Source organism: Sulfitobacter sp. (assembly GCF_036961165.1).
GTDB lineage: Bacteria > Pseudomonadota > Alphaproteobacteria > Rhodobacterales > Rhodobacteraceae > Sulfitobacter.
On the sequence record NZ_JBALVJ010000081.1, the window covers coordinates 1 to 13,626 of the forward strand.

A 13,626-nucleotide genomic window follows, 5' to 3' on the forward strand; every position below is an offset into this window, starting at 1 on the left:
CGGACCAAAACGACAGTTTTGGACCGCTCGATATGCAAGACCGTTGGTCGTAATATCGACATGAGTTCTCGTGAGAATTTCAATCACTAACTAAAAATAGTCCGAAATTATTTAACCCAATAGTCCGAGAATTTGTTACCTGCAGTCCGATATCGGCTCGTCGGATCGGCATTTGAAGGCCAACTTGGTGCCATTTTTCACTCTGATGCCCTTGGCGGCGTGGATGTATCAGTCAATGTTCCAAGTATCGCTGCCGGAGATACCGATGACTGAAGATCCCTCGAAGAGGCCTGAAGAAAAAGCTTTGGAAGCAGAAGACCTTCTATCTTTTTGGACTGATACATGAGTGCGACGGAGCACAGATTCCAAGCGTTCAGGAATATCTGGACCGCCTGGCATGCCCATGAGATACCACGCCGCAGGAACGACATTCAAAGAAAAGAAAGCAGCGCAATGCCCGAAACAAGAACCTTCCATTTCATTTCCGGACTGCCGCGATCGGGCTCGACGCTGACCTCTGCGATCCTGCGTCAGAACCCGCGGTTTCACGCGGGGATGTCCAGTCCGATTGCTGGTCTTTTCGAAGGCGTCATTGCGCAGGTCTCGGCGGGCAGTGAATTGTCGACGATGGTCGATCAAAAACAGCGAGCGCGTATATTGCGCGGTTTGTTCGACAGTTACTACGCCGACCACGAACCGCCAGTTATTTTCGATACAAGCCGGTCATGGACAGCGCAATTGCCCGCGCTGATGAGTTTGTTTCCCAACTCCAAAGTCATCTGCCTTGTGCGAAATCTGTCGTGGATCATGGACTCGCTGGAGCGGCAGTTCCGCAACAACGCCTTCGAGAACACCAAGCTCTTCAACAGCCCCGGCGAACGGTCAACGGTCTATACCCGGATCGAGGCGCTGGCCCATGCGAACCGTCTTGTGGGCTATCCTTGGCATGCGCTCAAGGAAGCCTGCTATTCCGAATTTGCTGACAGGATCATCATTCTTGAATACGATCTGATCGTTGAGCGTCCGGCCGAGACGTTCAAGCTTCTGTACGACTTCCTGGGGGAGGAGCCGTTCGAGCATGATTTCAAAAATCTCGCGTATGACGCGCCGGAGTTCGATGCGCAGCTCGGGCTTGACGGGTTGCACCGGGTGCGGCCGGAGGTAGCACCGATGCCGCGCAAGACGATCCTGCCGCCTGACCTGTTCGAGCGGTACTCGAAACTCGCTTTCTGGCGGGACCTCCCGAACTCGGCCGCCTTCCGGATTGTCGCCGCCCCGGCAGAGGCACAACAAGAATCGATGCCCGAGCCGACCCGACCGGCGGACGCACCGTAGCAATGACGCGCGCTGGCGGGCGCCGCAGGGTCGGGCTCAGTCCTTGCAGCGAGACAGAATGTGCAGACGGGCCATGCAAAGACATGAGCATTGCAATAGGGACAGCGGGTTCTCAGAGTAGTTTATTGCCTTGTCGGGAAGAAGTCTGTTGCCTCATGAGAAAAAAAAGCATTAGACGTTTTCGTACAGACCCTTAGCAATCTTCATTTTTTCAATTGGCCCGGCGGCTGCAACTGCAACCGGACATAGAAATTTGTGTACCGGATACAAATAATGCCCCTTATTACAGTGACCAATTTGAACGATTCCGGCGCAGGCAGCCTGAGGCAGGCCGTGCTGGATGCCAATGCCACGGTAGGTATCGCAGACACGATCGAGTTTGCGAGCGGGCTGACCGGAACGATAACTCTCACCACGGGCCAACTGACGATCACCGACGATCTGATAATTGACGGCGACACCAACGGCGACAACCGCGCCGATATCACCATTTCGGGCGATGCGAACGGGTCGGGCACCGCAAATACTGGTGACAGCCGCATCTTCAGAGTTTCCGGCACGGGCACGGATGCCGCCCTTCTCAGTCTGACTTTGACGCAAGGATTTGTCGTCGACGGTGGTGGTGCGATCCGGACTGAAGCCGGTACCAACCTCATACTGCGGGATTCGACCGTTTCTGATAGCGTCGCCGCCCGCGGCGGCGGGATCTATGTTGATGGCTCAGACACGCTTGCAAGCACGTTCACCGCAATCAATTCGACCTTTACCGGTAATGCGGCCACGAACGGCAACGGTGGCGCGATCTATGCGGATCAGCAAGGCTCCGCAACGCTTATCAATGTCACCATTCATAATAACTCAGCGTCCACATCGGGCGGCGGGATCACAAGCTTTGATCCCAACAACCTGACGATCCTCAACAGCACAATCACGAACAACTCCGCTGGCAGTGCAGGCGGCGGTATCTTTCAAAACTCAGGTCATAACGGGTCGCTCACCATCATCAACAGCGTGATTGCCGGCAACACAGCCGGAACCGCCGGAACCGAGGATGTGTCTGCCGAAGCCTCCGCAACAGTCACGGCCACCAACAGCTTTTTCGGCACCACGGTCGCCAACATCGACACACTCACCAGCAACATCCAGAACGGCGGCGATGCCGGGCTGGGGATGCTGGCCGACAATGGCGGCACGACACAGACGCTGGCGATCTTGCAAGGCAGCGCGCTGATCGGCGCGGGTAATGCCACACTGCTGCCTACGGATACGCAAGACATCGACGGCGACATGAACACAGCCGAGGATCTGCCGCTGGACGCCAACGGCAACGCGCGGGCGATCGGCACGCTCGACATCGGTGCAACCGAATTCAACGGCGAGATCGTGGTCGATACGCTGTCGGATGTGGAGGACGGCGATTTCTCCGCGGGCAACCTGTCGCTGCGCGAAGCACTCTCGCTGGTGTCTGACGGCGGCACGATCACTTTCGCCGCAGGCATCACCGGCGGCAGCACGGCGGGTTTGGATGACGGCGTGATCGTGCTGAACGGCACGGAGCTGTTGATCACCCGCGATGTCACAATCGACGGTGACACCAACGGCGACAACCGCGCCGACATCACGCTGAACGGCGATAATGCCAGCCGGGTGATGCAGCTGACGGGCGCGACCACCGATGTCGCCCTGCACAGCCTGACGATCACGGGGGGCAACCCGGGGGGCAGCTATGGCGGGGGCCGCATAGGCGGCGGCATAGCCTCCACTGACATCAATACCCTGCTCATCGCCGACAGCACGATTTCCGACAACACCGCATTCAGTGAAGCCGGCGGCATTGATGTGTTTGGCACCGATCTGACGATGATCAACACGCTTATTTCCGGAAACTCCAGCGGCTTTCACGGTGGCGGGATGGGGCTTTTCAACAGCACGGCCATTCTTACGAATGTGACTATCTATGACAATGTAACGAATACAGCTGGTGGCGGCCTTTTTGTTTCGGCCTTCTCCAGCGCCACGATCCATAACAGTTCCATCATCGGCAATCTGGCGGATGGCGATGGAACCGCTAACACCTCTGGCGGTGGACTCTACTCTAGTTCCAGCAATCTCACCCTTGTGAACACGGTTGTCGCGGGCAATACCTCGGGCGGGGCGTTGGCAACCCCGGGCAATGACGACGTATCCGGCACCATCACCGCCTCGCATAGCTTTTTCGGCACGTTCGAGATGATAGCCATCGACAACGGCGGCAACATCAACGGTGGCGGCGATGCCGGGCTGGGGATGCTGGCCGACAATGGCGGCACGACACAGACGCTGGCGATCTTGCAAGGCAGCGCGCTGATCGGCGCGGGTAATGCCACACTGCTGCCTACGGATACGCAAGACATCGACGGCGACATGAACACAGCCGAGGATCTGCCGCTGGACGCCAACGGCAACGCGCGGGCGATCGGCACGCTCGACATCGGTGCAACCGAATTCAACGGCGAGATCGTGGTCGATACGCTGTCGGATGTGGAGGACGGCGATTTCTCCGCGGGCAACCTGTCGCTGCGCGAAGCACTCTCGCTGGTGTCTGACGGCGGCACGATCACTTTCGCCGCAGGCATCACCGGCGGCAGCACGGCGGGTTTGGATGACGGCGTGATCGTGCTGAACGGCACGGAGCTGTTGATCACCCGCGATGTCACAATCGACGGTGACACCAACGGCGACAACCGCGCCGACATCACGCTGAACGGCGATAATGCCAGCCGGGTGATGCAGCTGACGGGCGCGACCACCGATGTCGCCCTGCACAGCCTGACGATCACGGGGGGCAACCCGGGGGGCAGCTATGGCGGGGGCCGCATAGGCGGCGGCATAGCCTCCACTGACATCAATACCCTGCTCATCGCCGACAGCACGATTTCCGACAACACCGCATTCAGTGAAGCCGGCGGCATTGATGTGTTTGGCACCGATCTGACGATGATCAACACGCTTATTTCCGGAAACTCCAGCGGCTTTCACGGTGGCGGGATGGGGCTTTTCAACAGCACGGCCATTCTTACGAATGTGACTATCTATGACAATGTAACGAATACAGCTGGTGGCGGCCTTTTTGTTTCGGCCTTCTCCAGCGCCACGATCCATAACAGTTCCATCATCGGCAATCTGGCGGATGGCGATGGAACCGCTAACACCTCTGGCGGTGGACTCTACTCTAGTTCCAGCAATCTCACCCTTGTGAACACGGTTGTCGCGGGCAATACCTCGGGCGGGGCGTTGGCAACCCCGGGCAATGACGACGTATCCGGCACCATCACCGCCTCGCATAGCTTTTTCGGCACGTTCGAGATGATAGCCATCGACAACGGCGGCAACATCAACGGTGGCGGCGATGCCGGGCTGGGGATGCTGGCCGACAATGGCGGCACGACACAGACGCTGGCGATCTTGCAAGGCAGCGCGCTGATCGGCGCGGGTAATGCCACACTGCTGCCTACGGATACGCAAGACATCGACGGCGACATGAACACAGCCGAGGATCTGCCGCAGGATGCCAACGGCAATGCCCGCGTGATCGGCGCGCTCGACATCGGCGCGGTGGAGTTTGTGGGTGCGACCGAGGGGCCGGACAACCTCATTGGGACCGCCATGGCCGAGGCGATCGACGGGCTGGGCGGCAATGACACGATCATGGGTCTGGCAGGCAATGACACGCTCACCGGCGGCACCGGCGATGACAGCCTTGAGGGTGGCAGCGACAACGACACGTTGTATGGCGACTATGGTCAGGATGTGCTGATTGGCGGCGACGGCGCAGATAGGCTGTCGGGCAACGAAGGTAATGATGTGCTGCGCGGCGGTGCCGGTGGCGATATCCTGTCCGGCGGCGATGATAACGACATGGTGCAATACGTCGGGTCTTCGGCGGGCGTGAGGGTCAATCTGAACGTCGACAGTTTGGGGTTCCAATCGGCCTCGGGCGGCGACGCGGATGGCGATGTGCTGTCGGGCTTCGAGCGGGCCATGGGGTCTGACCATGCCGATGTGCTGATTGGAAATGCGGATAACAACGTCCTCTACGGCCGCGATGGCGCAGATACGCTGTCGGGCAACGAAGGTAATGATGTGCTGCGCGGCGGTGCAGGTAGCGATATCCTGTCCGGCGGCGATGATAACGACATGGTGCAATACGTCGGGTCTTCGGCGGGCGTGAGGGTCAATCTGAACGTCGACAGTTTGGGGTTCCAATCGGCCTCGGGCGGCGACGCGGATGGCGATGTGCTGTCGGGCTTCGAGCGGGCCATGGGGTCTGACCATGCCGATGTGCTGATTGGAAATGCGGATAACAACGTCCTCTACGGCCGCGATGGCGCAGATACGCTGTCCGGCAACGAAGGTAATGATGTGCTGCGCGGCGGCGCAGGTAGCGATATCCTGTCCGGCGGCGATGATAACGACATGGTGCAATACGTCGGGTCTTCGGCGGGCGTGAGGGTCAATCTGAACGTCGACGGTTTGGGGTTCCAATCGGCCTCGGGCGGCGACGCGGATGGCGATGTGCTGTCGGGCTTCGAGCGGGCCATGGGGTCTGACCATGCCGATGTGCTGATTGGAAATGCGGATAACAACGTCCTCTACGGCCGCGATGGCGCAGATACGCTGTCGGGCAACGAAGGTAATGATGTGCTGCGCGGCGGTGCAGGTAGCGATATCCTGTCCGGCGGCGATGATAACGACATGGTGCAATACGTCGGGTCTTCGGCGGGCGTGAGGGTCAATCTGAACGTCGACGGTTTGGGGTTCCAATCGGCCTCGGGCGGCGACGCGGATGGCGATGTGCTGTCGGGCTTCGAGCGGGCCATGGGGTCTGACCATGCCGATGTGCTGATTGGAAATGCGGATAACAACGTCCTCTACGGCCGCGATGGCGCAGATACGCTGTCGGGCAACGAAGGTAATGATGTGCTGCGCGGCGGTGCAGGTGGCGACACGTTCGTGTTTAACTCGGCGCTTGGCGGGGGTAATGTCGATCGGATTGTGGACTTCTCAGCCACCGAAGGCGACATGATACAGATGAACAACCTGCATTTTGCGGCGTTGACTTTGGGGTCCCTTCAGGCGTCAGATTACCGTGCCAATCTGACCGGCGTTGCAGAAGACGCCGCGGACCGGATCATTTACGAAACCGACACCGGGCGACTTTTTTACGATGCCGATGGTCTCGGGGGCGTGGACGCAATCGAATTTGCCCGGCTACAAAGCAACCTCACCATAGACGAGACCGACTTCTTCGTGTTCTGATCCCGATCTCACCAAACGACGCCCCATGTCGTCCACCACAGCACTTTGGCGGACGGTATGGGGTCGAGTGCGGTAGGGGGCAGAATGACACCCTAAGGGTTTTCGCGATGTCGCTTCACGATATCCAGGACGGTATTTTTGTTGATGCCGAGATCTCGCGCTATCCAGCGGTAGCTGCGCCCTTCGCTGACAGCTTGGATTACGGTCGGTGTGAGTTTGTCGGATTTGGGTCTCTGCCCTCGCTGTCTGCCAAGTTTTTTCCCGCGTGCGCGTGCGGCAGCTAACCCTGATTTTACCCTTTCGCTGAGTAAGTCTCGCTCAAACTGTGCGATACCCGCCAGCATGGTGGCCATCATCCGACCGTGTGGTGTTTCTAGTTCAAAAGTCATGCCGCTCATCGCCACGACCGAGACCTTCCAGCCTGCCAGTTTGTTCATCGTGTCCAGAAGATCTTGGGTAGATCGCCCCCATCTGGAAAGCTCCGTCACTAGGATTGCATCGACTTTACGCGCCTGAGCTAGGTCGATTAGTCGATTGCGGGCGCTTCTGTTTGCAGAGGTTCCAGAAGCGGTTTCTTTGAAGATGGGGTCTGCTCCGGTAGGGGGCAGGATAGTACGCTAAGGAGCTTCTTTAGCTCTGAGGCGCTCTAAAGTTCGGTAAACGGTTGCCCTGGAAACCGCGAACACTTCGGCGAGGTCGCTGATCGAATATTCCCCTGTTCCATGCATGCGTCCAAGCTCTTTTTGTTGTTTTTCAGATAGTTTGGGCTGTTTTCCGCGTAATTTCCCTTTGGCACGGGCGATGGCCATGCCCTCTCGGGTACGCATTCGGATGAGGTCTGATTCAAATTCCGCAAATGTGGCGAGGATGTTGAAGAACATCTTTCCCATCGGATCTGATGGATCATAGACCGAGGCTCCCAGAGCGAGCTTTACGCCCTTCGTTTCAAGCTGATCGGCAATGGCGCGGGCGTCAGGTACGGATCGGGCTAATCGGTCAAGCTTAGGCACGACCAATGTGTCACCGTCCCGAACGGCGGCGAGCGCCTGGTCCAGGCCGGGGCGTGCGCGGTTTGTACCGGTCAAACCGTGGTCTGTGTAGATGAGGTCTTCCGCGACACCCAATTCCAAAAGCGCCTGTCGTTAGGCTGACAGGTCCTGTTTGTCGGTGGAGCAGCGGGCATATCCGATGAGGGCATTTTCCATGGGAGAAGTGTACTTATAGGAGGCTGCTTTTGCAAATCCTTCTGTACCATTTATATGAGACGCTTTTGAGGTCTGTTTTGCAGAGTTTCAATCCAACTACAAAACTGTCCGGTGCGCGAACCTCTTACGGACACGTCACAATGCTCTTCAAAGGACTATTAATATGCCACGACGCCAGATTCTGAGCGACCGCCAACGCGCGGCCCTCTTAGAGTCTGATTCAAAACTAACTGAACCTTCTCAATCCCTTGCGAGATGCCGTGTAACGCGTCTGATGTGTGCGATGAGGATCCAAGCCTCTGCGCTTGCGATGGATTTTTCCCAATCTTTCGATAGGCGGCGACATCGGTTCAGCCAGGCGAAGGTGCGCTCGACGACCCACTGTCGCGGCAGCACCTGAAAGCCCTCCGCGGTGTCAGAGCGTTTGATGATCTGGACGGTCCATCGGCCGAGGGCCTTTAGCGCGTCCCGCAGTTTGGGCCCTGCATACCCGCCATCCGCAAATACATGTCGCAATGATGGATAGCGCGAGGCGATCGCTTTCAGCACATCGGGTGCGCCATCCCGATCCTGAATTCCGGCGCTGTGGACCACCAAGCCTATCAGTAATCCAACCGTGTCGGTTACGATGTGGCGCTTGCGGCCCTTGATCCGTTTGCCCGCATCATAGCCCCTAATACCACCGCTTTCAGTGGTTTTTACGCTCTGGCTATCTATGACCCCTGCCGTTGGCTGGGCTTTGCGGTTCTCGGCCAGACGCGCAGCTTCGACCAGCTTCTGGTTCATCTCATCAAGCAAGCCGTCATCGCGCCACGCGTAGAAATAGCCCCGAACCGTTGAAACCGGCGGGAAGTCGTTGGGCAACATACGCCATTGGCATCCGGTAGTTGCAATGTAGAGGAGTGCGTCGACCACGTCGCGCAAACATGTCGTACGGGGCCGACCAGTTGTCTTCGGCGGCGACATCGAAGGCGCTATCAACGCCCATTCCGCGTCCCTCATATCGCTTGCGTATTTATCGCCTTTTCGGTCATGTTGACGGCGGGTGAGTTCAGTCCAAGCCATTGTGATCTCCATTCAGCTTCACAACCGAACAGAAATACAAACCACTGAACTCACTCAAATAGTTTTAAATCGGGCTCTTAGACTTGCCTACAGATGAAGGACTTTTACTCCGGCATTACACGTTGGCCGATGATTATATCGAATACATCCGATCCCGCCGTCGGCCCCACAATCGATTTGGATTTGCCTTGCAGTTTTGCGCATTCCGATATCCAGGACGGTTGTTGTCCGCAGATGAAACCATCCCCGCAGAAATTACTGAGTACCTTGCCGCACAGCTTGGTCTGAAGTCGGTTGATCTCATGCGCTATGCGCATCGATTGGAAACACGGCGCGAACACCTTGCAGACCTTCGTGCCATTTACGGGTACAAGATGTTCTCTGGCGGCGGCGCTCGCGATTTAAAGGGGTGGCTTGAGCATGAGGCCGAAATAGCTCGTTCAAACATGGATTTGGCACATAAGTTCATTGAGGAATGCCGTCGAAGCCATACGATCTTACCGGGAATATCCGTTATAGAGCGCCTGTGCGCGGACGCCCTTGTCGCCGCTGAACGGCGGATTAAAACGCGTATTGTTGAACGCTTGACTGATGTGGTGAAGGACCAGCTTGATGTTTTGTTGACCAAAACTGCTGACGCCCAGGTTAGCCAGTTTATCTGGTTGCGCCAATTTGAGGTTGGCAAAAACTCTGCGGACATCAACCGACTGCTGGATCGACTGGAATTACTACAAGGAATAATGCCTCCACTTGATGTGATGGACGGCGTCCCACCACATCAAATCACCCGCCTTCGTCGCCAGGGTAAGCGCTATTTTACAGATGGCTTGCGGGATATTTCCAGCAACCGGCGGCTGGCAATTCTTGCAGTTTGCGCCGTGGAATGGCGCGCTTCCATTGCTGATGCCATAGTGGAAAACCATGATCGCATTGTCGGCAAAATCTGGCGGGATGCTAAGAGGTCGTGCGACGTACAGGTCAACAACGCGAAGGCATCTTTGCAGGAAACGCTGCGGTCTTTTAAACGTCTGGGCACGGCGTTGCTCGAAGCCAAAGGAGATGATGCGCCTCTTGATCCGGCGGTTACAACCGCTTGCGGGTGGCACAATCTCGAAAGCCTTGTCGCAACGGCGGCACAGTTAAGCGATACGATGTCCGCAGATCCTCTAAATCATGTTGTTCAGGGTTGTCACCGGTTCCGCCGTTATGCGCCGCGAATGCTGCGTGCCTTGGATATCAAAGCGGCGTCGGTTGCAGAACCTCTGATGGCTGCCGCCAAGATTATCGAGGGAAATGTAGGCACCTTAGAGCGACCGACAACCTTCCTACGCCGCAATTCAAAATGGTTCCGTCATCTCAACGTTCAGGAGGCAGATGGCCAACGACTTTGGGAGGTGGCCGTGATGTCTCACCTGCGTGATGCCTTCCGGTCCGGGGATATCTGGCTGGCCCATTCACGGCGCTACGGCGATCTGAAGCAAGCTTTGGTGCCTATTGAAGCGGCAAAGGCCACGCCTCGGTTGACGGTTCCATTCGATCCCGTAGAATGGTTGGACGATCGCAAGGCACTAATGGCCGATGGCTTGAAGCGCTTGGCCGTTGCCGCCAAAGCCGGTGCCATTCCGGGCGGCTCCATTGAGAATGGCATCCTGAAAATTGACCGCCTGACCGCCGCCGTTCCTGCTGAGGCAGATGAACTTGTTCTCGATCTCTACCGGCGTCTTCCGGATGTGCGGATTACAGACATGTTGCTGGATGTGGAAAAGGCCACAGCCTTGACGGATGCTTTTACCCATCTGCGCACAGGCGCACCCTGCAAAGACAGAGTTGGTCTTTTGAATGTACTGCTCGCAGAAGGACTCAACCTTGGTCTGAGTAAAATGGCCGACGCCACCAACACGCATGACTATTTCCAGCTATCGCGCCTATCAAGCTGGCATATCGAAAGTGATGCCATCAATAGGGCGTTGGACACGGTGATAAAGGCACAATCTGCCTTACCCATGGCTCAGTTCTGGGGCGGTGGCGTGACCGCATCTAGTGATGGACAGTTTTTTCTCACAACCCGTCAGGGTGAGGCCATGAATCTCATCAATGCAAAATATGGCAATGACCCAGGGCTGAAAGCCTACACCCATGTCTCTGATCGGTTTGGGCCATTCGCCACCCAGAATATACCAGCGACAGTAAGTGAGGCCCCATACATTCTTGATGGCTTGCTGATGAATGAAACAGGTCTGAAAGTGCGCGAGCAATACGCTGATACCGGCGGCTTCACCGACCACGTCTTTGCTGTGACGTCCCTTCTTGGATACCGGTTCATCCCGCGCATTCGGGATTTGCCGTCAAAACGTCTATATGTATTTGATCCAGGCAGCGTCCCAAAGGAATTGAAGGGGTTGATTGGCGGCAAAATCAGAGAAGGCACGATCGTGACAAACTGGCCTGATATCCTGCGAAGTGCGGCAACCATGGTGGCTGGTGTCATGCCGCCCAGCCAGCTCCTGCGAAAGTTCGCCGCCCATCCACGTCAGCATGATCTTGCCATCGCCCTTCGTGAAATCGGACGGATTGAACGGACACTCTTCATCATCGATTGGCTGCTTGATGCTGACATGCAGCGACGTGCGCAAATTGGGTTGAATAAAGGTGAGGCACACCATGCGCTTAAAAACGCCCTGCGTATCGGACGGCAGAGGGAGATCAGGGATCGTACATCTGAGGGCCAACATTACCGCATGGCGGGTCTGAACCTTCTTGCCGCCATCATAATATATTGGAACACAGATCAGCTTGGGAAGGCTGTCGCACTGCGAAAACGTGCAGGTCTGGACTGTTCTGCAGCGCTTCTAGCACACATCTCTCCTCTTGGATGGGCACATATCCTCATCACGGGCGAGTACAGGTGGCCAAAACAGTGACCGAGGAGCTTAACGTACTATTCTGCCCTCTACCGGAGCGGACCCCTATGAGCGGCTTTGCAGGGAACACGACGCCTAAGAGAACCCCACAAACCTAACGTGTAACATCACTTCCGGCGGGTCGCGTAATCTGCCGGAAATATCGGGCAAAACAAGGATCGGAAAGAGGATCAGACCATGGCAAAACACGTTGAAGAAAACGAGCGCATCAAACACGATTATGCCGCCTATCTCCGCCATGCCAAAGGGCAGGATGAGAAGTCTATCGATAAGGTGATGGCGGCACTCCACCAATTCGAGGACAGTACTAAAACAAAACCTTTTAAGAAATTCCATCGCCAGCAGGCGGCGGACTTCAAGGCCTATCTGGCCAAGCAAAAGAACGCCAAGACGGGCAAGCCGCTGGCTTTCTCTACGGTCGACGCCACCTTGCGGCTGGTCAAAGGGTTCTTTCATTGGCTAGTCAGTCGCGAGGGGTTCAAGCGTGTGCTGACCTATCCAGACGTCGAGTATTTCAACAACACGCTCAAGGCGGGCAGGGTGGCCCATGCCCAGCGCGCCATCCCTTATCCTTCTATGCAACAGGCGGCACACGCATTTCAGGCGATGCCGTTTGAGGACCAGTTCGACAAACGCGACAAAGCGCTCTTTGCGTTCTTCATGCTGACAGGCGCGCGGGATGGTGCTGTGGCATCGCTCAAGCTCAAGCACGTCAATATTGAGCTGGGCCATGTTTTCCAAGATGCGCGCGAAGTGAAAACCAAGAACGCAAAAAACATCATGTGTCAGTTTTTCCCTGTTGATGCCGCTTATCTCAAGTGCTTCACGGCATGGATCACATATTTGCAGGATGAGAAATTCTTTGGTCCAGAAGATCCGCTTTTTCCCAAGGCAGATATTGGTTATGTCGAGGGAAAAGGGCTGTGCAACAGAGGATTCAAACGCGAGTGCTATGCCAACGCGTCAAAGCTGAACGCCATTATTCGGGGCGCTTTTGCATCCGTCCAGTTGCCACAGTATACGCCACACGCCTTCCGCAAGACTTTAACTATATACGGCGATGCGATCAGCTCGACGATGGAGCAACGCAAGGCATGGTCGATGAACTTGGGGCATGAAAGCATGGCCGTCACGGTCAACTCATATTTGCCAGTGACGACCGAGCGCCAGATGGCGCTGATCGGTGCTATGTCTCCCAAAGCATGAAGGGCTTTATTCGTGCGGGGGAGGTCAAAAGTTTAGGGTCAAGCAATTCGGGACCAGCGTGGGAAGCAAAATTTCCACGTCTGCAATTCAAAGATCAAAAGTCGGTAATCCAGAATCCGCACCCCGTACGGTTGAAATGTGACGTTGCGCGCGTCACGGTATTGAAAGGCCCGGTCATCCATGCGCAACCTATGTTTCAACGGGTTTGATTATTTGAGCGGTGGTTATGCAGGTAGAAGACTTCCTTGAGCGTTGGATCGGGTCCGGTGGCAGCGAAATGGCCACCGCGCAATCCTTTGCGATTGATCTGACAAACCTGCTTGGCGTGTCGCGCCCACATGTGTCTGACAAAGACGGCGATTTTCTCGACTATCGCTTTGAGCGGCCCGTGACGGAAACCCACACAGGGCGCAAGAAAAACCGCCGGATTGACCTCTATAAAAAGGGCCATTTCATCCTTGAGGCCAAGCAATTCGTTTCACCTGACACCAAGGATAAAGACACGCTGGAAATGTCCTTGGCCAAGGACGCGCCCAAGCAATCGGGTCACGGCACGCTGTGCACGGTTGATCAAGACAGCGGGACACTGACCCCGG

8 protein-coding genes are annotated in these 13,626 nt (G+C 56.4%); 5 read left to right on the forward strand and 3 right to left on the reverse strand.

The genetic code is table 11. The annotated features are described in order from the left end of the window. Positions 1-453: 453 nt before the first annotated feature. A complete protein-coding gene (locus V7730_RS19575) occupies positions 454-1,335 on the forward strand; it encodes a sulfotransferase family protein (RefSeq protein ID WP_335749261.1) in 882 nt (293 codons plus the stop codon). A gap of 273 nt (positions 1,336-1,608) precedes the next feature. Next, positions 1,609-6,633 carry a beta strand repeat-containing protein gene (locus tag V7730_RS19580; RefSeq protein WP_335749262.1) on the forward strand — a complete coding sequence of 1,675 codons (5,025 nt, stop codon included), beginning with the start codon at positions 1,609-1,611 and terminating at the stop codon, positions 6,631-6,633. Between the two features lie 92 nt (positions 6,634-6,725). On the opposite strand, the gene V7730_RS19585 is transcribed toward V7730_RS19580, so the two are convergent. The 3 genes from V7730_RS19585 to V7730_RS19595 all read right to left on the reverse strand — a co-directional run bounded on the left by V7730_RS19585 (position 6,726) and on the right by V7730_RS19595 (position 8,903). Further along, positions 6,726-7,244 (reverse strand): recombinase family protein, encoded by a 519-nt coding sequence (locus V7730_RS19585; RefSeq protein ID WP_335749267.1) that lies wholly within the window; start codon positions 7,242-7,244, stop codon positions 6,726-6,728. Between the two features lie 6 nt (positions 7,245-7,250). After that, complete coding sequence (locus V7730_RS19590) at positions 7,251-7,763, reverse strand: recombinase family protein (protein WP_335749263.1); 513 nt, start codon at positions 7,761-7,763, stop codon at positions 7,251-7,253. A 315-nt stretch (positions 7,764-8,078) separates the two neighbouring features. Further along, positions 8,079-8,903 (reverse strand): IS5 family transposase, encoded by an 825-nt coding sequence (locus V7730_RS19595; RefSeq protein ID WP_335749264.1) that lies wholly within the window; start codon positions 8,901-8,903, stop codon positions 8,079-8,081. 68 nt (positions 8,904-8,971) lie between these two features. Between V7730_RS19595 and V7730_RS19600 the strand changes: the two genes are divergently transcribed. The 3 genes from V7730_RS19600 to V7730_RS19610 form a co-directional block, all read left to right on the forward strand. Further along, positions 8,972-11,824, forward strand: a complete 2,853-nt coding sequence (locus tag V7730_RS19600) for a Tn3 family transposase (RefSeq protein WP_335749268.1) — start codon at positions 8,972-8,974, stop codon at positions 11,822-11,824. 177 nt (positions 11,825-12,001) lie between these two features. Then, on the forward strand, positions 12,002-13,030 hold the full coding sequence (locus V7730_RS19605; RefSeq protein ID WP_335749265.1) for a tyrosine-type recombinase/integrase: 1,029 nt from the start codon (positions 12,002-12,004) through the stop codon (positions 13,028-13,030). A gap of 226 nt (positions 13,031-13,256) precedes the next feature. Next, positions 13,257-13,626, forward strand: a 370-nt coding sequence (locus V7730_RS19610) for a type IIL restriction-modification enzyme MmeI (protein WP_335749266.1), incomplete at its 3' end; no start/stop codon positions are given.

Coding starts and splice junctions, on each gene's coding strand:
- V7730_RS19605 (WP_335749265.1), top strand. CDS start 12,002: ATGGCAAAACACGTTGAAGAAAACGAGCGCATCAAACACGATTATGCC.
- V7730_RS19580 (WP_335749262.1), top strand. CDS start 1,609: ATGCCCCTTATTACAGTGACCAATTTGAACGATTCCGGCGCAGGCAGC.
- V7730_RS19595 (WP_335749264.1), bottom strand. CDS start 8,903: ATGGCTTGGACTGAACTCACCCGCCGTCAACATGACCGAAAAGGCGAT.
- V7730_RS19575 (WP_335749261.1), top strand. CDS start 454: ATGCCCGAAACAAGAACCTTCCATTTCATTTCCGGACTGCCGCGATCG.